This is a genomic window from Aeromonas sp. 159 (genome assembly GCF_963862045.1).
Classification (GTDB): domain Bacteria; phylum Pseudomonadota; class Gammaproteobacteria; order Enterobacterales; family Aeromonadaceae; genus Aeromonas; species Aeromonas veronii.
In genome coordinates this window covers 16,291-40,479 of record NZ_CAWLMI010000047.1, presented here as the reverse complement: position 1 = coordinate 40,479, position 24,189 = coordinate 16,291, and the positions used below count along the sequence as shown (strand labels likewise).

21 protein-coding genes and 2 pseudogenes are annotated in these 24,189 nt (G+C 46.2%); 12 read left to right on the top strand and 11 right to left on the bottom strand.

Annotated features, from left to right (window positions below; genetic code table 11):
- Window positions 1-86 precede the first annotated feature (86 nt).
- The 10 genes from AACR14_RS09845 (at window position 87) to AACR14_RS09800 (ending at window position 9,854) form a co-directional block, all read left to right on the top strand.
- Window positions 87-623, top strand: a complete 537-nt coding sequence (locus AACR14_RS09845) for a GNAT family N-acetyltransferase (RefSeq protein ID WP_019446031.1) — start codon at window positions 87-89, stop codon at window positions 621-623.
- Complete coding sequence (locus AACR14_RS09840; RefSeq protein WP_019446030.1) at window positions 620-853, top strand: acyl carrier protein; 234 nt, start codon at window positions 620-622, stop codon at window positions 851-853. Before AACR14_RS09845 ends, AACR14_RS09840 begins: the two co-directional genes overlap by 4 nt.
- Window positions 853-1,602 (top strand): SDR family NAD(P)-dependent oxidoreductase, encoded by a 750-nt coding sequence (locus tag AACR14_RS09835; RefSeq protein WP_019446029.1) that lies wholly within the window; start codon window positions 853-855, stop codon window positions 1,600-1,602. The genes AACR14_RS09840 and AACR14_RS09835 overlap by 1 nt, the downstream gene beginning before the upstream one ends.
- Window positions 1,599-2,957 carry an AMP-binding protein gene (locus AACR14_RS09830; protein ID WP_019446028.1) on the top strand — a complete coding sequence of 453 codons (1,359 nt, stop codon included), beginning with the start codon at window positions 1,599-1,601 and terminating at the stop codon, window positions 2,955-2,957. Before AACR14_RS09835 ends, AACR14_RS09830 begins: the two co-directional genes overlap by 4 nt.
- On the top strand, window positions 2,954-4,009 hold the full coding sequence (locus AACR14_RS09825; RefSeq protein WP_019446027.1) for a LuxE/PaaK family acyltransferase: 1,056 nt from the start codon (window positions 2,954-2,956) through the stop codon (window positions 4,007-4,009). The genes AACR14_RS09830 and AACR14_RS09825 overlap by 4 nt, the downstream gene beginning before the upstream one ends.
- Window positions 3,988-5,193, top strand: coding sequence for an acyl-CoA reductase (locus AACR14_RS09820; protein WP_019446026.1), 1,206 nt, complete (start codon window positions 3,988-3,990; stop codon window positions 5,191-5,193). Before AACR14_RS09825 ends, AACR14_RS09820 begins: the two co-directional genes overlap by 22 nt.
- Before the next feature lie 168 nt (window positions 5,194-5,361).
- Window positions 5,362-6,306 (top strand): glycosyltransferase family 2 protein, encoded by a 945-nt coding sequence (locus AACR14_RS09815; protein WP_019446025.1) that lies wholly within the window; start codon window positions 5,362-5,364, stop codon window positions 6,304-6,306.
- 38 nt (window positions 6,307-6,344) lie between these two features.
- Window positions 6,345-7,448 carry a glycosyltransferase family 8 protein gene (locus AACR14_RS09810; RefSeq protein ID WP_019446024.1) on the top strand — a complete coding sequence of 368 codons (1,104 nt, stop codon included), beginning with the start codon at window positions 6,345-6,347 and terminating at the stop codon, window positions 7,446-7,448.
- Window positions 7,449-7,483: 35 nt separating this feature from the next.
- A complete protein-coding gene (locus AACR14_RS09805; RefSeq protein WP_019446023.1) occupies window positions 7,484-8,461 on the top strand; it encodes a class I SAM-dependent methyltransferase in 978 nt (325 codons plus the stop codon).
- Between the two features lie 82 nt (window positions 8,462-8,543).
- Window positions 8,544-9,854 carry a glycosyltransferase family A protein gene (locus AACR14_RS09800; RefSeq protein ID WP_019446022.1) on the top strand — a complete coding sequence of 437 codons (1,311 nt, stop codon included), beginning with the start codon at window positions 8,544-8,546 and terminating at the stop codon, window positions 9,852-9,854.
- Window positions 9,855-9,982: 128 nt separating this feature from the next.
- Here AACR14_RS09800 and AACR14_RS09795 read toward each other — a convergent pair.
- A pseudogene (locus tag AACR14_RS09795) lies at window positions 9,983-11,005 on the bottom strand (IS481 family transposase).
- Between the two features lie 441 nt (window positions 11,006-11,446).
- Here AACR14_RS09795 and AACR14_RS09790 point away from each other — a divergent pair.
- Together AACR14_RS09790 and AACR14_RS09785 are read left to right on the top strand one after the other, a co-directional pair.
- Window positions 11,447-13,585: a hypothetical protein gene (locus AACR14_RS09790; RefSeq protein ID WP_156808806.1), complete on the top strand. Its 2,139-nt coding sequence runs from the start codon at window positions 11,447-11,449 to the stop codon at window positions 13,583-13,585.
- Window positions 13,586-13,677: 92 nt separating this feature from the next.
- Window positions 13,678-14,406, top strand: a pseudogene (locus AACR14_RS09785) (IS5 family transposase); the annotation flags it as partial.
- A 161-nt stretch (window positions 14,407-14,567) separates the two neighbouring features.
- On the opposite strand, the gene AACR14_RS09780 reads toward AACR14_RS09785, so the two are convergent.
- The 10 genes from AACR14_RS09780 to mtnN form a co-directional block, all read right to left on the bottom strand.
- Window positions 14,568-15,233: a class I SAM-dependent methyltransferase gene (locus tag AACR14_RS09780; RefSeq protein WP_019446020.1), complete on the bottom strand. Its 666-nt coding sequence runs from the start codon at window positions 15,231-15,233 to the stop codon at window positions 14,568-14,570.
- Window positions 15,226-16,230: a hypothetical protein gene (locus tag AACR14_RS09775; RefSeq protein ID WP_141108818.1), complete on the bottom strand. Its 1,005-nt coding sequence runs from the start codon at window positions 16,228-16,230 to the stop codon at window positions 15,226-15,228. Before AACR14_RS09775 ends, AACR14_RS09780 begins: the two co-directional genes overlap by 8 nt.
- Before the next feature lie 3 nt (window positions 16,231-16,233).
- Window positions 16,234-17,463: an aminotransferase class III-fold pyridoxal phosphate-dependent enzyme gene (locus AACR14_RS09770; RefSeq protein ID WP_083851946.1), complete on the bottom strand. Its 1,230-nt coding sequence runs from the start codon at window positions 17,461-17,463 to the stop codon at window positions 16,234-16,236.
- A 6-nt stretch (window positions 17,464-17,469) separates the two neighbouring features.
- A complete protein-coding gene (locus tag AACR14_RS09765; protein ID WP_075115159.1) occupies window positions 17,470-18,471 on the bottom strand; it encodes a class I SAM-dependent methyltransferase in 1,002 nt (333 codons plus the stop codon).
- A complete protein-coding gene (locus AACR14_RS09760; RefSeq protein ID WP_075115158.1) occupies window positions 18,468-19,328 on the bottom strand; it encodes a radical SAM/SPASM domain-containing protein in 861 nt (286 codons plus the stop codon). The genes AACR14_RS09765 and AACR14_RS09760 overlap by 4 nt, the downstream gene beginning before the upstream one ends.
- A gap of 3 nt (window positions 19,329-19,331) precedes the next feature.
- Entirely contained in the window at window positions 19,332-20,471 is a 1,140-nt protein-coding gene (gene pseC / locus AACR14_RS09755; protein WP_019446018.1) for a UDP-4-amino-4,6-dideoxy-N-acetyl-beta-L-altrosamine transaminase, read from the bottom strand.
- Window positions 20,468-21,472, bottom strand: a complete 1,005-nt coding sequence (gene pseB, locus AACR14_RS09750; RefSeq protein ID WP_019446017.1) for a UDP-N-acetylglucosamine 4,6-dehydratase (inverting) — start codon at window positions 21,470-21,472, stop codon at window positions 20,468-20,470. The genes pseC and pseB overlap by 4 nt, the downstream gene beginning before the upstream one ends.
- A gap of 144 nt (window positions 21,473-21,616) precedes the next feature.
- Window positions 21,617-22,438 (bottom strand): cobalamin-binding protein, encoded by an 822-nt coding sequence (locus tag AACR14_RS09745; RefSeq protein ID WP_026035014.1) that lies wholly within the window; start codon window positions 22,436-22,438, stop codon window positions 21,617-21,619.
- Window positions 22,431-23,393: a cobalamin biosynthesis protein CobD/CbiB gene (locus AACR14_RS09740; RefSeq protein WP_019446015.1), complete on the bottom strand. Its 963-nt coding sequence runs from the start codon at window positions 23,391-23,393 to the stop codon at window positions 22,431-22,433. Before AACR14_RS09740 ends, AACR14_RS09745 begins: the two co-directional genes overlap by 8 nt.
- Window positions 23,390-24,082 (bottom strand): 5'-methylthioadenosine/S-adenosylhomocysteine nucleosidase, encoded by a 693-nt coding sequence (gene mtnN / locus AACR14_RS09735; protein ID WP_019446014.1) that lies wholly within the window; start codon window positions 24,080-24,082, stop codon window positions 23,390-23,392. The genes AACR14_RS09740 and mtnN overlap by 4 nt, the downstream gene beginning before the upstream one ends.
- Window positions 24,083-24,189 lie beyond the last annotated feature (107 nt).

Genomic DNA, 24,189 nt, shown 5'->3' with positions numbered 1-24,189 from the left:
ATACTGTTTTTCTTGCTTGTATTATCGATTTTTACTACGGAATGGCAGCAGTGTGGTCGATAAGAGAGACAGGTCATGAAAAGTGGATGGCGTTGAAGATGAGTTATGGCGTTGAGCTACGCCCGATAGAACCGTGGGATCTTCCTGCCTTGCGACGTTGGCGCAATCAGGATGAGGTGCGAATGCAGATGGTATCACAGACGCGCATTTCGCCACGGCAACAGCGCCAATGGTTCACCGCCACCAGTGAGCGACGGGATCAGCAGCACTGGGTGCTCTGGTGCAAGGGCGTGCGAGCGGGTTACGTCAATCTGAAAGGTGAGTGCCAGGATGTGCTACAGGGTCAGGCGATTGCCGATGCGGGACTTTATCTGGGCAATTCGACCGTGCGGCATCCCATGTTGGCGATTGCTGCTGCCTTATCCCAGCTTGATCAGGGTTTTGATGAGTTGCATATCGGTTGTATCCGCACCCTGGTTCGGGAGAACAATCGCTCGGCCCTGCGCTTGAATGAACAACTGGGTTACCGCCAGATAGGACAAGATAACGGATTTTTCGCATTGGAACTGCAGCCGGCGGATTACTATGCCGCCCGTGAGCGGCTACGGAGATTTTTCAGATGACAATCGCATTGGAACAGGTTTTTGCCGAGGCTTTGGGTATTGATATCGGCAGCGTCAGCGATGGGCTGGCCTACAATAGCATCCCGCAGTGGGACTCCGTCGCCCACATGGGGCTGATTGCCCAGTTGGAGGATAACTACGGTGTATTGCTCGACACCGATGACATTATCGACATGAGTTCGGTCGGCAAGGCGAGGGAGATCCTGGCCAAATACGGGGTCACTTTCTGATGCAGGGGCTGTTGCAGGGCAAACGGGTGTTGATCACCGGTGCCGGGCGTGGCATCGGTTTTGCCATTGCACGCCAGTTTGCCTCTCAGGGGGCGGAATTGTGGCTGGGAGGCCGTGATGAGGTGACCATGAGCCAGCTGGCGACCGCGATTGGTACCGAGTTTGGCGTGCCTTGCCAGCCTCTCTGTTTTGATGTGGCTGATCCGTCGGCGGTCAAGCAGGCTTTTCAGCAGCTGTTTGCTCAGACTCGTCAGCTGGACGTGTTGGTCAACAATGCCGGCATGCTGGAAGAGGCGTTATTGGGGATGGCGAACCAGACCCATCTGCAAAAGACATTCAGCAACAATACCTTTAGCGTGATCTACTGCAGCCAGTATGCCGCCCGCCTGATGCAGCGAAGTGGTGGTGGCAGCATCATCAATCTCGCCTCCCTGATGGGGCAAGTGGGAGCGGCTGGGCTCAGCTGCTATGCCGGCAGCAAGGCGGCAGTGATCGGTATTACCCAGTCACTGGCCAAGGAGCTGGCCGCCAGCCAGATCCGGGTCAATGCGATTGCCCCCGGTTTTATCGATACCGATATGGCCCACGCCATCCCGCAAGATAAGTTTGCTGAGCGGGTGGCCAGCATCGCCATGGGGCGGATTGGTACGCCAGATGAAGTGGCCAAGGTGGCCCTGTTTTTTGCATCCGACTTGTCGAGCTATGTGACCGGGCAGGTGATTGGGGTCGATGGAGGGATGGTGATTTGATCCAGCCTGATTTGTTGACACATCTGGTTGAAAGTAATGACGAGCCAGCCTGGCGAGACCCGCAAGAGGGGTGGCTCAGTTATGGTGAGCTGGCTCGGCGTGTGGCGCAGTTGGCCACCATCTATCCTGCTGGCCGCCATTTGGTCTACCTACCATTTGTGACGTCCACCCTGCATCTGCTTCACTACTTGCTGGCCCTGCGTGATGGCCACGCCATCATGCTGGCCGATCCTGCACAGGATGCTCAGTTGCACCATGAGCAGTGCCAGCGCTTTAGTGTCAGTCTGCGGGTATTGGAGGATGGGGCAGTTGCGCATCTTGGCGATGCGCCCTCGCTTCACCCTGAGCTGGCCATGCTGCTGCCGACATCGGGCAGTACAGGCTCCTGCAAATGGGTGCGATTGTCGCGAACCAATCTTGATGCCAATGCTGCGGCCATCGCCGAATATCTGACGCTGAACGGGGGTGAGCGAGCCATCACCTCGTTGCCACTTTTTTACTCCTTCGGCATGTCGGTGCTCAACAGCCATCTTTTGGCTGGCGCCTCTCTGGTTTCATGCACTGCCAGCCCCCTTGAGCGCCACTTCTGGGATGAGGTCAATCTCCATCAGGTCACCAGTGTGGCGGGGGTACCCTTTACCTTTCAGATGCTTAACCGCTTGCGTTTTGACTGGGCGCGTTATCCCAGCCTGATGACACTGACCCAGGCCGGAGGACGACTTGAGCCAGCACTGGCAAAACAGTTTGCCGAGCAGGCAGCTGCACTGGGACGCCGTTTTTTCGTGATGTATGGCCAGACCGAAGCGGCACCGCGCATCGCCTGGTTGGCACACGATGAAGTGATGATTGCCCCGGATGCCATCGGCCGTGCCATACCGGGCGGGCGTCTCTCTTTGCGTCATGAGTCCGGGTTTCCCGATGGGGAGGGGGAGCTAGTCTACGAAGGGCCAAACGTGATGCTGGGCTATGCGGAGCGCCCTGAAGATCTGGCTCGGGGGCGTGATATGGATGCGCTCTTTACCGGCGATCTGGCTCGTTGTGATGAGGCGGGCCGATTTTATCTGACTGGGCGACTCAACCGTTTCCTGAAGCTGTTTGGCAAACGGGTAAGCTTGGCTGAAGTGGAGGCCTGGTTGCAGGGGAGGGGCTATTCCTGCGCCGCGACTGGCCGCGATGATCGCCTGCTGGTAGCCATCGAGGCAGATGCGTGCCCCAGTGACGCACTGCAGCTGGAGCTAGCCCGCTGGCTGATGGTGCCGCCATCAAGCGTACGCATCTACCAACATCATTTGCCACGACGCAGCAATATGAAAATTGATTATCCGGCCCTATTAACAGCGCTGGAGCAACTATGAACAAGCTGTTTGATGCGCCGGTTTTCGGGCTACCCCAACGTGAAAAAAGTGGGCTGCTCCTTGCTCGCCTGAATGAATTGACGCAGCGGCATGGGCAGGGGTGTCCAGCTTTTGCCAATATTCTGTCGGCGTTTGGCTGGGGTCAGGCTTCGACCTATCAAGAGCTTCCCTATCTGGCCGCCCGCCTGTTCAAATTGGCCCAATGGCAGAGCGTGCCGCAAGAAGAGGTATTCAAGGTGCTCACCTCGTCGGGCACCACGGGGACGCCGTCACGGATCGTGCTGGATCGGGATACAGCCGCGTTGCAGAGCAAGGTGCTGGTGAAGATCCTGCAAGAGTTCGTCGGCAAGCAGCGGCTGCCCATGCTGCTGGTGGAGCAACCAGCTCTTATCCAAAACCGCAGCGGTTTTTCAGCCCGCGGTGCCGGTGCGCTTGGGCTCTCCTTCCTTGGCCGAGACCATACCTATGCCCTCGATGAGCAGATGCGGCCCAACTGGCCGGTCATCGAGGCGTTTTGTGACAAATATGCAGGCCAGCCGGTCCTGTTGTTCGGCTTTACCTTCATGGTCTGGCAATGTTTGCTGGAGCCGCTGCGTGAGCGCGGTCTGCAACTGCCGTTGACGCAGGGCACGCTTTTTCACAGTGGTGGCTGGAAGAAGCTGCAACACCTCGCGGTGGATAATCCTGCCTTCAAGCAGCGTTGCCATGAGCAGCTGGGGGTGAGTCGGGTGCACAACTTCTATGGCATGGTGGAGCAGGTAGGGTCGGTGTTTGTCGAGTGTGAGCATGGCCATCTTCATGCTCCCCTTTTTGCCGATCTGCTGGTGCGGGATCCGCTGACTCATCGACCGCTCGGGGTCGGCCAACCCGGCTTGCTGCAAGTGCTCTCGGCCATTCCCCAAAGTTATCCAGGCCACAGTTTGCTCAGCGAGGATCTCGGCGTGCTGCTGGGGGAAGATAATTGCCCCTGCGGCCGTCGTGGCCGTTATTTTCATGTATCAGGACGTCAGCAAGGCGCCGAGGTGAGGGGATGCAGCGACACTTTCCAGTGATCCGGTCAGATGTAGAAGATGCCATCTGGCAAGCGGGGCCAGAGGTCGCTTTCGTGGCTCCCGTCAGCGGTTGGCAAGGTTTTGTCATTCGCCCGTTGCCAGGCTTTGCGCCCGTCATCTGCGACTTTGTGGCTGCGCTCTCTGCACGTCTGCAGCAGAAGGGGCGAGAGAATCCGGATTTGGCCGCCTTTGGTTTTTGGTTGCGGCCACGCCAGATTGAGGTACAGCGCAAACGCATGGCAGGGCGCGCACCCTTGGGGATGGTTTTTCATCTGGTCCCCTCCAACGTGCCGACCGTCGCGTTCTACTCCTGGGTCATGGCGCTGCTGATGGGCAATGGGTCCGTGGTACGTCTCTCATCGCGCATCGACCCGGTGCAAGAGGCCATGCTGGCCATCCTGAACGAGCTATTCTCTCTGCCCGAGTGGCAAGAGGTTGCCTCGCGTACCCGTTTTATCCGGTATGACCATGACGAGGGCGTCACCGCCTGGCTGTCGGCCCGGTGTCGGCTTCGCATTATCTGGGGAGGTGATGAAACCATCAGCCGGGTACGGGCTATTCCGCTCTCACCCCGCGCTCAGGAAATCGTGTTTCCGGATCGCCGCTCCATGGCGGTGTTGGATAGCCAATGGCTCGCCAACCTGGATGCTGTTGCGTGGAGGCAAGTGGTCGCGGCTTTGCAACAAGACTTTACCCGTTTCAATCAACAAGCCTGCGCCTCACCCACCACCATTTGCTGGTTGGGCTCTCCCGCCAGTGCATTGCGCCGTCGTTTGCTCGAAGCAGTCTTTGCACCCTTTGCAGACAGCGCGGCCCTGATGATGGAACGCCTTATCAATAGTCAACAAAATGCCGCCCATGATGGCCAGATGCAGCAGGAGACCTTTGCTGGCGTCAACTTATTGACTCCCATCGCCTCTTTGCGGCTTGAACACATCGGAGGAGGTACAGTTGCCGAATTCGTTGCCGATACCCTTGATGAGTTGCTTTTACAACCTTGGGATATGCAGACCTGTGTCTGGGTTGGGCCAGATAAAATGCGGCTTGAGTGTGCTCTACAGCTGTCGCCTTGCTGCCGTATCGATAGGGTGGCAAGTCCGGGACAAGCGCTGGCATTCGAATGGCTCTGGGACGGCATCGACATGCTGGTGGCCTGCAGCCGTCAGCTTGACCGTATTGAATAGTGGATTCCAAGTCACATAAATCAAGTCATATCAATGAATTAGCTTGGTCAGGCACGGCTCTTGCAGTAAATATTACCATGAAGGGCAGGAAGGGTTGACAGAGACCGTGCGGTAGCCTTGTCCATTTTCTCCAATTCGCTTCTTTTTTACTCTACTTCTGGATCCTCTATGAAAGTCAGCGTACTGGTGCCGGTGTATAACCTCGGGCGCTTTATCGAGCCCTGTCTGCTTAGTCTGCTGGAACAGCAAACCAATTTCGATTTTGAGGTCATTGCCATTGATGACGGCTCGAGCGATGACTCCTGGGCCATTATGCAGCGGCTGGCATTAGAGTGGCCCACACTGCGGACATTGCAAAACAAAAAAAACATAGGGGTGTGCCTGACCATTCGTGCCTTGTTGGAACAAGCTCTGGGCTCGTATCTGGTTTATGTCGATGGCGATGATTTGGCTCTACCTGGCAAGCTGCAGGCGTTGAATGATCATCTAGATAAGCATCCAGATTGTGGATTCGTTTATCACGAAGCGGAAGTATTTGATAGCGATTCAAATCGGATCACTTCGCTATTCAGCAAAGATTATTACAACGCCAAATATATTCCTGATCGAGCAAGTCCAGAGCACTTAGTGCTATATGGACTCTTTTTTAATACTAGTTCCTGCGCTTTTCGCCGGCACGAAAGAATGCTGGATGCGGTAAATTTAGATTGCCACATAGTGAATGATTACTCATGGCATATTCTTAATTCATCTTATCTGGGTGGAAATATAGACCGTATTTCGCAAGTATATGGGCGTTATCGTATTCACGATAGTAGCATATGTAGTGCCATTCGTTCCTCAGAAACTCGTCGCAAACTTGCTTTGCAAGACATGCTGGCGGCATGTGATTTGGCTCTTCATGCAGGAATGGATGAGTTGTTAGTAAAAAGGGGAAAAAGTCATCTATGGTTTTCCACCGCATTGTATTTCTTACGTGCCGGAAACTGGGCTCTTTTTGATCTCTTCATCACTTATTCCGTTCAGTATGAGTGGTTCTTTGATGAGCGTCATGAATTTGCATGGCAACATAAAAATGAGCCAGAACGCGTGCTTGAAAGAATTTTTGGCTGATTGACCGTGTATTTTCATTAACCTGACTAGGTAATTACATGAAAAAAACAATCCATATTGCCTTCTGCATTGATAACGCCTTTGCCATTCATTTGGCTGCTTTGATACATAGTCTTGGTAAGCATCTGAGTCAGAACTTTCAGCTAAAATGTCATATATTGGGCAGGCTTAATGAAGATAACATATTTAAGTTGACGTCATTGACTTCGCAAAATATAAAAATTGGTTTTTATGATGATTTTCCTGATTATAAAGAAATCCCAATCAGTAGTCTCTATAATAATAGATTGAACGAAGTTACTTATTATCGTTTTGCCATACCTGAAGTCTTGCACAATGTTGAAAAGGTCGTGTTCATCGATGCTGACATGATAGCGATTGGAGATATTAGTACACTTTGGTCGATAGATATGATGGATTCCATAGTTGCCGTGGTATCAGACCATATCTTGGGATGTGACAAAGAGAAGCAGCAAGTGCGTGGAATATCATCTGGAAGGTATTTCAACGCAGGTTTCATGTTGATGGATCTTGGGAAATGGCGAGAAAATAATATCAGTCAGCAGGCATTGAAACTGCTGATAGATAATAATGGTTTCGAGCACAATGATCAGGATGCCCTAAACATTGTTTTGCAAAATAAGGTTCTTTATCTTGATGAGAAGTGGAATGCTCAACCCAATCATCTTGCGAAAAAGGATATTTCCGAACCAGTTTTGGTGCATTTCTGTGGTCAGGAAAAGCCTTGGCATGTATATTGTGCTCATCCTTTCAAAAATAGTTATCTGGTAAGTCGTGCTGAGACTGAGTATGCATGTGAGCCACTTCAAACATATCTCGATCAAGATGATATGGATATCTTATCCCGCCTTAAAAATAAATTTCCTGATGGGGCACATATTGTAGTTTGGGGGGCTGGTCAGAGAGGGCGGCGTCTTTGCTATGAAATAATAAGAAATATGGATGGATATTTAATAGAGTACATTGTTGATAAGAGTGTAAGTGGCGAGTTCATGGGGGTGGAAATAAATAATCATCTTGTAAAGGTGGCGGGTATTGATGCAGTAATAATTGCTTCAATTCCTTATCGGGATGAAATCATAGATGAAATTAGTGAGGGTTCTTGTCTTGTTTGTATATGATATGTTTTTGCTACATAATTTTTCAGGATGATATAATGAATTTAATAATGTTTCCTTTTGATAGAGTCAATAAAGGTGCGACTATTGCCATTTATGGTGCTGGTGAGATAAGCAAGAGCTTTTTAAGTCAACTAAGTGCTATCAACTATTGCCAAGTCGATTGGCTAGTAGACCAAAAATTTGAATCAAAAGGACAGCAGGGGAAACTGATTTGTCTTCCCCCAAATATGATGGACTGGCAGCAACCAGAGCAAATTATAATCGCATCGCAGGCATTTAAAAATGAGATGACTGAGTATTTAATAACGAGAGGTGTTGCTGCTTCCAAGTTGATCACGATAGAAGATGCACAAGAGGTTGATGTACTTGATTTCATCCAAGCAAGATTGAGTGCTACTCCAGCTGCTTATGACTGGGGAGCTTATTACAAGTCAGCCGAACTTGCTGCTCAGGATCAATATAATAAATTTATAAAGCCTATTCTTGAAAAACTGGAAGGAGAGTTAGACTATAGCAATGTTCTGGATTTTGCCTGTGGAGAAGGACGCATTGCTGAGCTGATGCAGGAGCGTTGTCAACATTTACAGCTGATTGATGCCAGCACTAAAGCGGTTGATGTCTGTCGTGAACGCTTTGCTAAATATCCAAATGTGCAGGTCCAGTGCAATACGGCTGGAGCTCTGTCGATAGTTGATAGTTCACTTAGTCTAGTTTACTCATGGGATGCGATGGTTCACTTTTCATATAAGAGTATTGATTTCTATCTCTGTGAATTTAGTCGGGTATTACAACGGCGCGGATATGTGCTTATGCATCATTCTAACCTGGCAGCATTAACTAGTAAGATAAGTGTCTTTGATTTGTGGAGTTTGAATATAAATGGACGAAGTAATATATCTAAGGATGATGTTGCTTTTATAGCTAAGCATCATGGCTTCGATGTTATAAGCCAAAATATCATTGATTGGGGAGTTGCACATATAGACTGCATCACTGTTTTAAGAAAAAAATGATTTACATGCACATGGGTATAATACATATCATGTGATCTTTAATATTTATATTATCAATTGATTTTATTGAGAGATAAAACATATGTTGATCTCCATAATTATCCCATGTTACCAGCAAGAAGAGTATCTTGAGCGTGCTCTCGATTCTATCCAGCAACAAAAATATCACCCCTTGGAAGTTATTATCGTCGACGATGGTTCAGTAACCCCTGTCACACTGCCTGCTATAGAATATTCGTTTTCTATACAGTTGATCAGGCAATTAAACTTAGGCTTGTCAGCAGCAAGAAACACTGGGATAGATAATGCGGCAGGTAAACTGATCAAATTTCTTGATGCCGATGATACTCTTTTACCCGGATGCTTAATAGCACAAGCTGCGTGTATAAGTCAATCATCAGGAGTAGTCAGTGTAATTGGTTATAAAGAGATTAATGAAAATAGTGGCATATCTCGAGATGTATATCCTGCTTTCGGTGATGTAATTCCTGCATTGATGATTGATAACTTAGCTCCCGTGCATTCGTTTCTGTTTCATAAGAGTGATTTGATAGATGTTTCTGGTTTTGACATCACCGAAAGAACGAATGGAGGATGTGAGGACTATGACCTGATATTTAGAATGGCATTGAATAAAGTCGACTTTATAAGTTTGCATAAAGTTGGTGTTGCATATCATCGGCGCGATGGTTCAATGTCTACTAATACCGAGAAAATGAAAAAGGCAATCTTTGATGTATGGTTATACAATGTGTCAACCATGCTTAAATATAATGTTGATATGTCCTTTTCATATATCATCCCTATATTAGCAGGATTGTCATTGAGATTAGATAAAAGGCCTATATCTATGCCTCATGAACTTGAGACTCTGATTATGGATCTTATGACTATTGTTGTTAGTTCAAAAAAATTATTGAATCTAGGGGAGCTACAGTTCCTGCTGGGTACAATACAGAAGCATACTGAGTTATTCCCACTCTATCAATTGCTCAAATCGATAGTCAAGTCAGCAAGTTCGTCTCTGGTCTTAAAACCTCAAGAATTGCTTGATTATAGAATGTATTTGTTAGGAGCTGGATATCGCTTTGATGATCAAAGACTATATAAGATTTTATCTCTTGGCAAAAAACATAACAATAGATTTGCTATATATGGCGCTGGCGATATAGGTCGCAGGATTTATAATATATTGCAAGCGGCAGATATAACTCCAGTATGTTTTTTTGATAAAGATTACACCAAAAAAAAATGTACATGCAAAATACCAATTTTAATGCCCGATAAAATTAATTTTACAAAAATCAATGCCGTCATTATCGCGTCTGATGCCTACTATCAAGAGATATATACGTTAGTGAAAAGCATGAGTTCCGATATTGATGTTGTTTAATATAATTAGTGCTTCAGATGTGGTGGAAATCCACAAAATTATGCTAAATAGCTGTTCCGAATAGTAGATCACGGCATTGTGTACAGATCTAGTTATCACCTGACACCGGCCTCAAACCGGTGTATTGTTTACGCTACTTTAGTGCGCACTTCATTTGGTATCAATTTCAGACCCTTCTTGAACATGCAGTAGGGAGTCTGTTTTTCCATCATCCTGCCCTGATGTGGCCGCTGGGTGTTGTAGTGATCCAGGTAGCTGTCCAGGTCTGTCTGCATCTGCACCACCGACTCATACCAGGTCGTCCACCCTTGATACGGAAGTGTTCATCCAGCAAGGTTCGATGTAGCTGCTCGATAAAGCCGTTGCTCTGTGGCCTGCGTACCTTGGTGGTTTGGTGCTCAATCCCCTCCAGGTGCAGGAACAGCTCGTAGGTATGGTGGTCAGGTCGTCCACAGAACTCGCGCCCGTTATCCGACAGGATGGTCTAGACCCGAGCCTCATGGGCTTCGAAGAACGGCAGTACCGTTTCATTGAGCACATGAACCGAGGTTACCTGCAGCTTGCTGGTGCGTGGCGACTGTAGCAGTCCAGTACGGTTTGCAGATACACCTTGCCCACCCCCTTGAGTGCGCCGACGAAGAAGGTGTCGACCGCCACCAGTTCTCCGGTGTAGTGAACCTCAATCTGGCGTTCACGAAACTCGGGGCTGAAGCGCTTTAACAGGCGAATTTGCTCGTCATTGAGCTCAATGGTCTGCTCACGGTGGGTTTTCTCTAGGCGCAACAAGCGGTCGTGTTTGGAGAGCAAGTCGTGCCGTTGCCATACGCCACGCACGCCACCGGCACTGACATTGATGCCCTGCAGAGCGAGTTCTTGGACGACCCGCAGCGGGCCATGGGTTGGTCTGGTGAGGGAGTAATCGAGGATGGCCTGTTCAATCTCGGGCGCAACCCGATTGAGATGAGCCCCTTTACAACCGGGCTGTTTATCGAGCAAGTCCTCGGCGCCATAGGTCTGGTAATTACGGCGAATTTCGTAGACTGCTGACGGCTGTAGCCGATGAGCTTGCAGGCTTTGCTGACGTTATTGAGTTCTTTGGCGAGCTCTAGCAGGCTGAGTTTGCGACGTGCTACTTTCTCGTTGGTGGTCATACGGTGACTCCAGATAACACGGTAGGGGTACCGTTTTGTTATCCGGTTTGAAGCCGTATGACCACTCCCTTTTGGGTCAACTGTCAGGTGAATACCATTTCCATACATGTGCACTAAAGTAGCGTAAACAAGACACCGGTTTGAGGCCGGTGTCAGGTGATAACTAGATCTGTACATGCCATGTTGCTCTTCACTCTCCATCAGTTTCTTTCAGATGAGGCAATGCCCTTCTAACCCAACGAAGGAATGTGTGTTTGTGCAATATGAATATCATATCTATAAAAAGTTAATGTTGGTCCGTAATTTTATAAGACTTGGCTATTGTGGCGTGTATTATATGTTGCACATGATGAGCTATTTCGATAAATCAGTTTTAAATTAAAGTTTTGAAATGATAATATCATCTGATATCATCGGACTATTTTGGGGTGGGAGGGGATTTTGAAAGGTAAATGTACTTATTTTGTTTTTTTAGTGTTACTGCTTATGTCTGCGACATTCCTTTTTAATAAAAAAGAAATTGTGGTTAATGGCAAAGTTGGTGAGTATGTCAAAGTTTCAATTTTAAAAGAAAGTGATGGTATGCCGTTCACAGACTTAGGTCATGGTCTTTTTTATAAAAATGGCACTGTATTTGGTTGGCCAGATAGTACTGGTGGTTATAAGGTTAACAATGGTAAGTTTGATATAAAAATATTAATTAAACCTCTTGTGACTGAAGTTGTTGGTGATAAACACTCCAGAGTGACAATAGAATGGAATGCACCGGATAAAAACTATATCTCTCTTTATCATGATAATAACCACTCAGAGAATATATCATTAGGTATTCCTGGAATTAAATGGCAACTAGGTGCTAGCAGAGATCTTAGCTATATCTATTGGGTTAATTTTGAACCAAATGGAAGTGGTGATCGAGTAGTTGTTATGGATAGGGTAAGAAAAAATAGAGTTATCATTGGGAGTGACTCATCAATCCATAGAAAACCGATGATCAATGGAGAGTATATATATTGGTATCAAGATGATATTTCAAGTAAAGATCGAAAAATTAAAATAATGCGTATGAGATTGACGACTAATGCAGCGGAAGAGGAGGTATTGTCGAGTATATATCCAAATACAATAACAGATTACACAGTGTTGCCTAAGGGGGTGGTTGCTGTAGTAAAGAAAAATTATGACCAGCAGCGATCTGAAATAGATTTCATAGAGAATGGGAAGGTTGTAAGTACATTTTATGAAGATGATTCTTTCATTCAAAACATATTAACCAAGAATAATGGTGTCTTATTTGAAATAAAAAGACATCGAGATAGTTTTTGTACTGCGGCGATAAATGATAATTACGAGAAAACAGATATAACCTGCATAAGCGGAAAGGATGTTTTTTTATCTAACAATGGTGTGAATCTCGTTAAAAAAACACCTGGTGATTCAGTTATCACCTATAAAGCACTTCTTGAAAGATATTCACCTCCAATCACTGGTTTTTCTATTTATAATAATGACTATGCAATGCTGTCTATCACTGAATCTCCGGTGATACTATCTCTAATTAATATGTATAAAAAAACATCTGACATATCATACTTATATATAGCAGCAGAAAGGGCTTCGCATATAATCAGATCGAATGATAGAAGTGTATCTCATGATGATACGAAGTCAGGTTGGGACGTTAAAGTGTTCTCTAACAATAATAAGGCCACATCATTTCTTGTTCATGATGCAATAATTCTTGATTCATTACTTATGTTGGCAAAAGAAATTGCATCAAGTCAGGAATTGAACAAACGCTATCCTAATTATTTGAATGACTTGAAGAAGGTTTTTCAAAATAATTATGCGCATCATCATAAACAGTTTTATAATTATGATTCTGATGTTTTAGGAATTATTAAAAAAGGAGAGGCTTATTACACTTTTCCTGATGGGGATGGTTATAAATATGACAGAGTAAACCTACCTTTTAATATGATGAACGCGTATGTAAGACCTCTTATAAATTACGCTATAATCTCTCATGATGATAAATATCTGGAGATAGCAACTTCACTAGGTAAGTTATTTAAAAGACATTTGCAATATGTAGAGGATAGCAATTCCTACCTTTGGCCATATTGGTGGGGAATGTATAGGGATGGATGGAGTAAGGGACAGTTATCCAAGAACACTCCTAGTCAAGAAAAATCATCTTCGCCTGACTATGTGGATATAGATCATGCCTCACTAGATATTCGTGCTGTGTTAGCTTTAAAAGAGAATGGTCTTGTGTTTAATAATGATGATTTACAGCGTTTCTTAAATAGAATGCTCATCCTTGTGAAGGATGAAGATTATAAAACGCCACTTTTGATAGACGGAACAATAAAGTCGGCTAATTATAATTCTATAGAGTATTTATGGGGGCAGTTGTCTGAGTTGCGTCCTGATGCTCAGTGTGAGTTTTTAAAAGTGGTAGGCGGTTTTCCATATGTACAAGATGCATATACACCAACAGCAAGATTTGAACTTTTAGGGTATTCATATTTGGTTGATATGGTGGAGAACTATAAATGTAATATTAATGGTTATTAGGGCGTTGTTTCCCAAATCGATGCAGCTTGAATGGAACTAACTGAGGGTTCGGTGATCTGATCACCACCATCCTCTTCAAATCTGCATCAGCAACCTTCCTGATGCTCAAGGGGATTTTCAGCCTCACTCTGCGAGCAACACAGGGACTACTCGACTCCCTGTTCGAGTTGATGAATGTACCGCTGTGTGCACCGGACTATAGCTGTGTCAGCAAGCGAGCACGCACGGTGACAGTGGCTTATCGACAGCCCCCAAAGGGAGGCATTACCGACCTAGTTATCGACTCGACCGGCCTGAAGGTATTTGGTGAAGGCGAGTGGAAGGTCAGAAAACACGGCGCCGAGAAACGGCGAGTGTGGCGCAAGTTGCAGCTGGCGGTAGACCCGGTGACCCACGATATCGTGGCAGCAGAAGTGTCATTGGAGAATGTGCCAACCTTACTCAATCTACTGCGGCGTAAGCTGGGACGTGTTTATGCGGATGGCGCGTATGACAGCAATGCCAGCCATCAGCTTATCTCGTGCAAAGGGGCGACAGCCTGTATCCCGCCTCGCAAGAACACTGGACTCTGGAAAAAGGGACATCCAAGAAATGAGGCTGTGCTGGTAATGCGCAAGGAAGGGCTGGCGCACTGGAAGAAGATATCGGGGTATCACCGTCGCTCGCTGGCAGAGACGGCAATGTATCGGTTCAAGCCGTTGCTGGCGGGAAAAATCAGTCTGCGTAACTACAACGGCCAAGTGGGAGAAGTCATGGCGTATGTAAGCGCCATAAACAAGCTGAATACACTGGGCATGCCTGTCAGAAAGCCCCGAGTGTAACGGTCACCAAGGGCAGGGGAAGTCATGACTGCTGGCTGATTTGGGAAACAATGCCGTGATAACTAGATCTGTACACACCAAACTGGACTGAGTTCCCTACATCTGGTGATCTACTATTCGGAACGGCTATTTAGATCTGTACATATAAAAACATAATGCGTTTAACTACATTTTTTAAGTAAGAAATGAGCGTCATCGTGTTCTTCATTATCGTTGTAGAAGCAGGCATGAATCAGTTTGAAGCCATCTAGTTTTGAAAAAAAATGAGCTGCCCCATGGAAGTGATCAATGAATTCAGTACCATATCTTTGTTCTCGCGCAAAAGCATTCGATATGATTAAAAATCCATCATCCTCCAAAGTGGAGTAGATATTCGCCATAACGTTCGGAAGAGACTCAAGGATATACCAAAGTAACTGATTTAGAATGACAACATTCGCGCGAACATGTCCAAAGTCATATTTAAAGCGTGGTGATGTTATGTCAGCACAAATGAATTTTAAGTCTGGAAATAACAGTTTGGCTTTGTTTATGGCTGTCTCGCTAATGTCTAGCCCTACAATGTTATTGTTTTGTGGAAATTCATCTGAAATTAGTTTTGTCACATATCCCAAGCCGCAGCCAACTTCGACTATCATAGATTTTTCTTTAATTGTAGATAGTATTGACATCAGTCTTTGACGTGATAGTTGGTAATATATACTCATTTCAGATGAGGCTGATTGCCCCCAAGGGTCATTATCTTCCTGATAAAATCTTTCAAAATCACCAACGAAGACTAGTTTATCGTTAATCTCTTTGAAAATATAACTGCCTGATTTACTCATAATGTTCACTCTTGTAGTTTGAAAAGTCACTTATCGACTGATATGAAAAATAGCTCGCCAACAGAGAGGTCTTATTTGAAACTACCAAGTCGATGCCATTTGTACTAAAAATAGTATCGTTTAGCAGTTTGAGGTATGTAACCAAATCTAGACAGTTATACTTGTCCGTCAATACCGTGTTTACGGTTGCATGGCAAGTGTCTTCATCTCTACTCCAATTTACAGCAGCGTAGTCTTCATTTACTGCATCAATAGCTTTATTGTAGTGGATATTTTTCGGAAATGCATCCCAAAAGTATTGGTTGTTATTTAGATCAACCCCAACCAAACAAATTTTTTTATAGCCTTGTCGAACTGCAAAATTTATAACGCAATCAAGTGTTGAGCAATGATGGATCAATGGTTTATTCTTAGAAGGTGGAAAATAAAATAATTTTAAATACTTTTTTAATATATGTGTGTTCTTGCTCTGCATGGTTGTCGGAGAGTACAAATGAACACGTTCTTTATTCGATTTAAGCCTTGTCTCATTGTAAATTAGATGCCTAATCTGCATAAAAACAGGTTCGTTTCTTTCTTTGTTACATAATAAAAACTCATGAATACAATTGAAAGCCGCTTGAGATTTCCCTAATTCAACAAAATGTGCAGTTGGTTTGAAATCATGGAAGTAAAAATAATTAACTCCAATACTATCATGTTTACTAATTAAATCCCACTCTTCATCAGTAATGTTGTTAATACTGCTGCCACAACCTAAAATATATATTTTTTCTGATTTTTTTTCCCATGGTAGTTGGTATGCAGCTGTACCATTTACCTGCCAATGCTCAGATAAGAATTTCTTTGCAAGAAAACGGTCCCATAATGTAGACGCGATTTCCATCTGATCTTCTTTAGGTAAGGAAAACATTATTCTGCCATATAACTTCATTGCTTTAAATAATAATGGTGCATAGAACTTATATGCTAAAGTTTTGAAGTGAAGTTTAAACATATTTTATTCCAACGTTATCTGTAATGCTGAAACTATTTTGGAACCAAATTCTGTTATCATCTCTTTATTATGACAGAATCCAGTAAAAATAATACCATTGGTCGGCCAAAGAACATTCAGTTTCATCATGTTCTCACGAAAACGTTGCTGAATAGTGGTATCCAATTCGACTTGGTCTCTATGCGCCCTGTTTTGTATAGGGATATCAGTAAAATACAATCTATTAATCGATGCTTCTCCAGACAGGCGACAGGGGATGCCTAATTCAGTTAGTTTCTTATTTGTTTGCTCTCGAAGGGTGGATGCTAGATTGTCAATCAAAGAATAGTCTCTATGCTTTAAGCAGTTAATAACTGCGCATGCCGTCGTTGCCATTAATGGGTTGGCAGAAAATGTTCCACCTGAAAGAATTCTTTTTTCTTTATTTTTGAACGTTAATTGTGATACTTCATCAGTAAATGCGACGAGACCTACAGGTAATCCTCCACCTAAAATTTTACCGTAAGTGACGATATCTGGATTAAGCTTCCATTTGGTGCAGGCACCACCGATCCCTAATCTGAAGCCTGTTATGATCTCATCATAAATGACTAGAATACCATTATCTTTACAGAATGCTTCTATTTTTTTTAGAAATGAAATTATATCCCCTCTTGGGTTTGAACCTTGAATGGGCTCTATACAGATTGCCGCTAGCTGGTTCTTATTTTGAGATAATATATCAAATGCTAGTTGGTCGTTATATGGAAGTAAAATGCTGTGTTCGAGAATAGATAATGGAATACCGCTTGGTAATCTTATGTCTTGTCCACCAAAACGACCACCATCGTCTTGTAGTGTCCATTCATTCATACCATGCCAGCCACCATGAAAACTGGCTATTTTGTTCTTACTTGTGGCTGCTCTTGCATATCTTATTGCTCTTTGTGTGGCCTCTGAACCGCTATTGCAAAAAACAAAATTCTTTAACTCATGAGGGAGTACACAGCTAAGTTGCTCTGCTAATAAATGTATTTGAGGATTATTTTTTAAAAAGAGCATGCCTCTTTCCGCTTGCTCTTTTAATGAATGAATAACATCGTCATGGCAATGTCCAAGAATTTGACTTCCCGCACCCAGACCGGCATCAAAAATGGAACTACCATTTTCATTTATTAAAAACGCTCCTTTGGACGATATATATTTAGTCGCATCTTTTTCGTAATCAGCATGATGTATTGTATATTTTTCCATATGTTATTAGCCCTCTTTTTGTGCGATTACAAAAATATTTCCAGCAGTTTTTGTTTTTACCAAAAAATCAGCAAACAGATCTGCGAAATTTTGATCAGTAATATGGCTATTTAAAAAGGCACCTAAGCTTTTTTGAAATGATGGTGATGATTTAATTAATTTTTGTACATAGCTGATGTCTAATGAGCCATTCAAGGTGTGAGTTTCTATTAATTTAAAGCCAGATTTTTTTAATAAAATATCTATTGACGATAGGTTAAACAAATTAATATGCCCAGGAGGAAGAATTTGGACATGCTTGTCACCTGCCGTCATCCATTCAAAACTACTAGTATTCGGTGTTGAGAAAAACCAAAAACCATTTTTTTTAAGTAATGAATGAATTTTATTTGCGACAGTTATTGGGGCCATTACATGTTCTAATGTATCCCACATAGTAATAGCATCAAAGTACGAGGATATATTTAGATCTTCCACCATGCATTGGAATGTTTTGACATTGCAAAAATTTTCTTCAATAAGGCGGCAAGCTGACGCTGATGGGTCACAGGAGAATAATTCGTACGCTAAATTTTGCCGTGTTATGGCGGTTAAGAAAATGCCAATTGCGCTACCTACATCCAATAGCTTTCCGCATGAAAGATATTTTTTGATAATATCAATCCTGCGTTCAAATATTGGCACTCTATTTTCAAATGATTCTATAAAGAACTCATTTTCGAAATCTTTCATTTCACTATTATAGTAATAATCTAGCTGATTTTTATTTGGCATAGGATTGCAAAATATGTGTGCACACTCACAACAGCGTGAAAGCGTAAATCCATATCGCTCAGTAAAGTATTCGATCAAATGACTACCACATATTGTACATGAATCTGAAAATGGGGTGTCATTATCTAAAGCAATGATTTCTCTACATGTTCTCACCATCATCTCATCTAAATGCATTTGTTTCTTTATGGTGTGAATATTGTCGAACAAAATATTATTTTTTGTATTACTCATTTTAGTATTTCATTCCAAATAGTTGCGTGGTTATGTCCATGTAATGTGCCATCAGTATTGCACTTATAACATGGTGAGCATGTTCGATTGCCATTGATTAGTTTTTTACGGTAACTATTGAGTGCCTTGCTATTCCATATATCAACCAATGGTTGTTGAGACGCATTACCAAATTTTATTTTTTTATTCCAGTCTTGCATACATAACATTACATCGCCATTCCAATCAATGGTTAGTGAGTATGCCGTGTAATAGCAAGGGTGGGTTGGCTCTGTTTCCGGTTGATCACCGATCGTTATTGTACCAGCTCGGTTTGTTAATTTTAGCCCAAAACTATCTTCTTTATTATGCCAACGGTCTCTCAGAATGTAGCTATTTTCATTTAAGCCTGCATCGTTAAACATTTTTTTGAACTTCTCAGTTTGTTCTGGACCATCATACATACTTACTACAAAATAGTTTAATCCAGCTTCATATAGTCTTTTGATTTTCTCTGGCTTTAAAAAATCACCATTGGTCACCATTTCTAATCTTATTTTTTTAGGAAAAGCAGCTATAATTTCTTCTAGATGTGGACATTGCATTGGCTCCGAATATCCCGAGAACACAACTACACCGTTATAGTTTAGCATCTCAAGTTGATTTCCAATTTCTTTAGCTAAATCTATGCTCATATGTATATTTTGATTAGGGTATTTATCAGGGTCAACCCGGGGGCAAAAAATGCATTTTCTATTGCAGAGTTCAGTTACATTTATATCAATCCAACTAAATAGGGGGTGTCCTTCAACTATCTGGACAATGTCTATGTAACCTGATTTTCTTCGTAAATTTTCTTTTGTAGATTCATTCAACATATGCTATGTCCATAATAGTGAATTTATAGTTAAAATAGTAATGTTGAGATCCCTGTCCCCCAGTGCCGGAAACATAGGGATAGTCATACATGTTGAGTAAAATTTCGATGCGTTTACAAGTGGCTCATACTTTTCTTTGTAATATGGCTGCAAGTATATAGGGATATAATGAACGTTTATCCCAATGCCATTTTTATTTAAATGGCTGTATAAAAAATCCCTTTTTTTCTTGTTGACAAGAATGATCATTAGATGTCTGGCTGACTCCCTGTCATTAAGTTTTGTCAAGAATGAAGCATGTGATGTATCTATTTCTTGTTGATATTTATGTTCAATTATTTTCCGTTGTGTTAAGAATTCATCTAATTTCAGCATCTGGCTTAATCCCAGCGCTGCCTGGATATCGGTCATACGGTAGTTGAAGCCGAGCATCTGCTGCTCATAGTACCAAGGGCCGTCCGGCTCATTGATAAAGTCTTCCGGTTCACGGGTGATGCCATGGCTACGGAGCATGCGCATCGTCTTGGCAAGCGCAGGGTCGTTGGTCATGGCCATTCCCCCTTCACCAGTGGTGATGATCTTCACCGGGTGGAAGCTGAAGACGGTGATGTCGCTGTAGCGGCCGTTGCCGGTGGGTTCATCGTGATAGCGAGCCCCCAGGGCGTGGCAGGCATCCTCGATGATCCGAAAGCCATACTCTTGCCCTAGGCGGTGGATCTCCTGCATATCGCAGGGGAGGCCGGCAAAGTGCACCGGTATTACTACCTTGGGTAGTTTCCCTTCCGCCTTGGCGGCAATCAGCTTCCTCTCCAGTTCCACTGCGCACATGTTGCCGGTATCTGATTCAATGTCGACGAAGTCGACTTGTGCACCGCAATAGAGAGCGCAATTGGCTGATGCCACGAAGCTGATAGGGGATGTCCAGACCCAGTCGCTGGGGCCAACGCCCAGCGCCAGACAGGCGATATGGAGTGCTGCAGTACCTGAATTGACCGCCACCCCAAATTTAGCTCCACAGTAGTCGGCAACCGCTTGCTCGAAGCGTGGAACGACCGGCCCTTGGGTCAGGAAGTCGGACTTGAGCACTTCCACGACAGCATCGATATCTGCCTGGCTGATAGATTGACGGCCGTAGGGGATCATTCTGCTACCTTGCTCTGGTTCATCTTCTGTAGCTGTTCAATGGAGAAAAAGTCAGGGTTGCTTCGAGAGTTGTATTCAAATCCCTGCTCGACCATCTTTCCTTTTTCGCCCGCAGCTGTCTTGGAGAAGTCGTTGTTGCGATTATTGAAGTTGATTGTTGGGCCGATCACGAAGAAGTCATCAAATTCAAAGGTGTGATAAGAGTCATCGGCAGGGCACATCACTTCATGGAGCTTCTCTCCCGGACGAATGCCGATGATCTTGTGTGGCAGGTTTGGTGCCATGGCACTGGCCAAATCTGTGATGCGAACAGATGGCAATTTGGGAACGAATATTTCCCCCCCCTTCATCCGCCCAAAATTATCCAAGACGAAATCCACCCCTTGTTGCAAGGTGATCCAGAAACGAGTCATCTCTTCATGGGTGATGGGCAAGGCATCAATACCCTGATCAATCAGCTTTTGGAAGAAGGGAACAACAGAACCGCGGGAACCAACAACGTTGCCGTACCGAACGACTGCAAAACGGGTGGGGTCTTGCCCCGCAATGTTGTTGGCCGCCACGAAGAGTTTGTCTGATGCGAGCTTGGTGGCGCCATAGAGATTGATCGGGTTGGCAGCTTTGTCAGTTGAGAGGGCGATAACCTTTTTGACTTGATTGAGCAGGGCCGCCTGGATGACGTTCTCAGCACCATGGATATTTGTTTTGATGCACTCCATGGGGTTGTATTCTGCGGCAGGAACCTGTTTCAGTGCGGCTGCATGAACCACGTAATCCACTCCACGCATTGCCATGGTAAGGCGGTTGGCGTCTCTGACATCCCCAATGAAATAACGCATGCAGGAATCGTCGAACTCTTGCTGCATCTCGAACTGTTTCAGCTCGTCACGAGAATAGATGATAAGGCGTTTGGGTTTATAACGTTCCAGTACTGTCTTGACCAATCGCTGGCCAAACGAGCCAGTGCCACCAGTTATGAGTAGCGTTTTATCGTTGAACATTGTGGGCATCTCGTCTCAAAAACAGTAGATGAATCATATGCTAGCAAATAAAGTACCAGCTTTTTCTGTAAAGAGTGTGATCAATTCATAAAAACGGTTTTAAAGCCAAGGGTATCACTCAGGTCTTGGTCTCTTTGGCTTTTGTTACTTTCTGATCGCTCTGCATATATCTTCCACCGCATTGAGGGCTCTTGGGGTGAATCGGTGCAGCTCATCGGAGTTGACCAGCATCAGTCGGTGATGTTTCACCGCATCAAGGTTTGGCCACTGCTGCCAGTGACGCAGGGCGTCAGGATCTTGACTCCCTGCCAAGATCAGCGATGGGTTGACTCTTATCACCTGTTCCATGTCCACTTGGGGGTAGGGGGTCTTGGCATTCGCCATGACGTTGATCCCGCCGCAGAGTTCGATGGCCTGAGCCGGCCAGGCATTGCCACTGACGCTGGTGAGTGGAGGGTACCAGAGCTGGTAGAACACTTTTACGCCGGTTGGCTGGCTATAACGCTGTTGCAGGTCATGCAGACGCGCTAGATAGCGATCGGCGGCTTCGTTGGCACTCTTCTCCACTCCAAGCAATTTGCCCAGCGCCCGCATCTCGGTCGCCAGCGAGGCAAAATCGGTAGGCTCAGAGTAGAAAACCGGGATACCCAGCTGCTCCAGCGGGGCCAGCATGCGTGACTGGGCCGAGCGCCAGCCCAGGGTCAGGTCCGGTTTTTGCGCCAGCAGCGCCTCGACATTGATGCTGCGATAATTGGCCACCTTGGGCTTGTTTTTCACTTCTGCAGGATAGTCGGAGGCATCGTCGATGGCGACTAGCTTGTCACCGGCACCGATGTCATAAAGCAGCTCGGTAAGATGGGGTACTACGCTCACCACCCGGCTCGGAGTGGCTGCCTGCAGCGCAGCGGGCAACCAGGCAAGCAACACGCAGGGCAGCCAGATAGGCAATCGCAACCATCTAACCATGAAATAACCCCGCCACAGTGACAAGCAGCGCCAGCATCAACCAGCCCCAGCCAATTCCTTGCAGAATATTGAGCACCTTGCGCGGTGACTCACCGTCGGGGTCATCACCGCTGCCAAGTATCGGCCAGCGTTGCAAGGTTCCCTGATAGTAGCGGGGGCCGCCAAGGCGGATCCGGCACTTGTCAGCAAGTAGCGTCAACAGCATCCCGATGGTGGGATAGGGCCAGAGCGCACCATTGCGCAGCAGCTGTGCGGCCTGCTTGAGCCGCGGGAGCAGGAGCGGCAGCCCCAACAGCAGGATGGTGGGAGCATTGAGCCCCTGATAGAGGGCGCTGGTGGCTCGGCCAAAATAGCCAAACGCGGGATCCTTCATGCTCCAGCCCTGGCTCATCAGCTGAGTCAGCCGCCAGAGCAGTGCACCTTGTACCCCCGCGAGAGCGTACCCCATCAAGGGGCCAACCCATTGGCCGACCAGACGCAGGGCACAGCTCTCCGTCACTGCTTTGGCGAGCCCCATGGTCGAGAGATTACTGGTCTCCCGCTTGAGCCAGGGAGCCACCTGCAATCTCGCCAGCGGCAGTGTCTCCTGCGTGGCGAGCGAGCGGGTGGCATGGGCGAGTTCGCGCAGTGGACGGGATTCGATCATCAACAGCAGAAACAGCAGGTCGAAGATCGGCTCGCTCAGGGCCAGATTGCGCAGCGACCAGAGCCCGGCGGCGCAGGGGAGCCAGACTACCAGCATCGCCAGCAGGCCGGCCTGCATTTGCTGGCCGGGTGAACCATCGGGTCTGTGTACCTTGTGCCCCAGCCGGGTCAGCAGGGGCGTGACGGCCGAAAGACGCAGATGGGATGGCCACGGGATCACCGCCTCCAGCAGGGCAGCCCCCACCAGAATGGCCGCCGTCGTCGAGAGGAGGGCGTCGGCCATCAAATCAAACGAGCCGTTCTCGATCACAGCTTGCCGAGCATCTTGATAATCACTTCGGCGGAGTGCTTGCCGGCCACTTCGATGAAGGCATCGAAGGATTCAACCTGTTCCTTGCCAGCGATATCGGACATGGCGCGTACCACCAGATAGGGCACCTTGAACATGTGGCACACCTGACCGATCGCGGCACCTTCCATCTCGACCGCCAGCATCTGCGGGAAATCGGCGCGAGCCTTGGCGATGGCGTCCGGTTTGCACATGAACTGATCGCCGGTGCAGATAAGGCCGACCTTGGTCTGGTGCTTGCCCTGCTCGGCGATGCAATCCTGAGCGACCGCGATGAGCTTCTCGTCGCAGGGGAAGGCGGCAGGTTGCTGCGCCATCTGGCCCATCTCGTAACCAAAAGCGGTCACGTCCACATCGTGGAAACGCATCTCGCTGGCGATCACCACATCACCGATATGCAGGTCCTGGGCAAAGCCGCCCGCAGAGCCGGTATTGATGACGCAGTCGGGGGAAAACTTTTCCAGCAGCAAGCTGGTGGCCACGCTGGCGGCGACCTTACCGATACCGGAGCGGGTCAGGATCACCTCTTTGCCTGCCAGCATCCCTTGATAAAACTCGCAGCCGCCCAGTTGCAGGGTGGTGGGGTTACTCATCTGGCTGCGCAGCAGGGCTACTTCTTGCTCCATGGCGCCGATAATACCTACTTTCATTGCTGACCTCGTCTTGATAGCCGTGTGGCTGAATTTAAGTTGCTGTAGATCATAACAAAAGATGGCGTCGGCGCCGAGAGGCACAAGCGAAAGGAGAGATGAAGTGC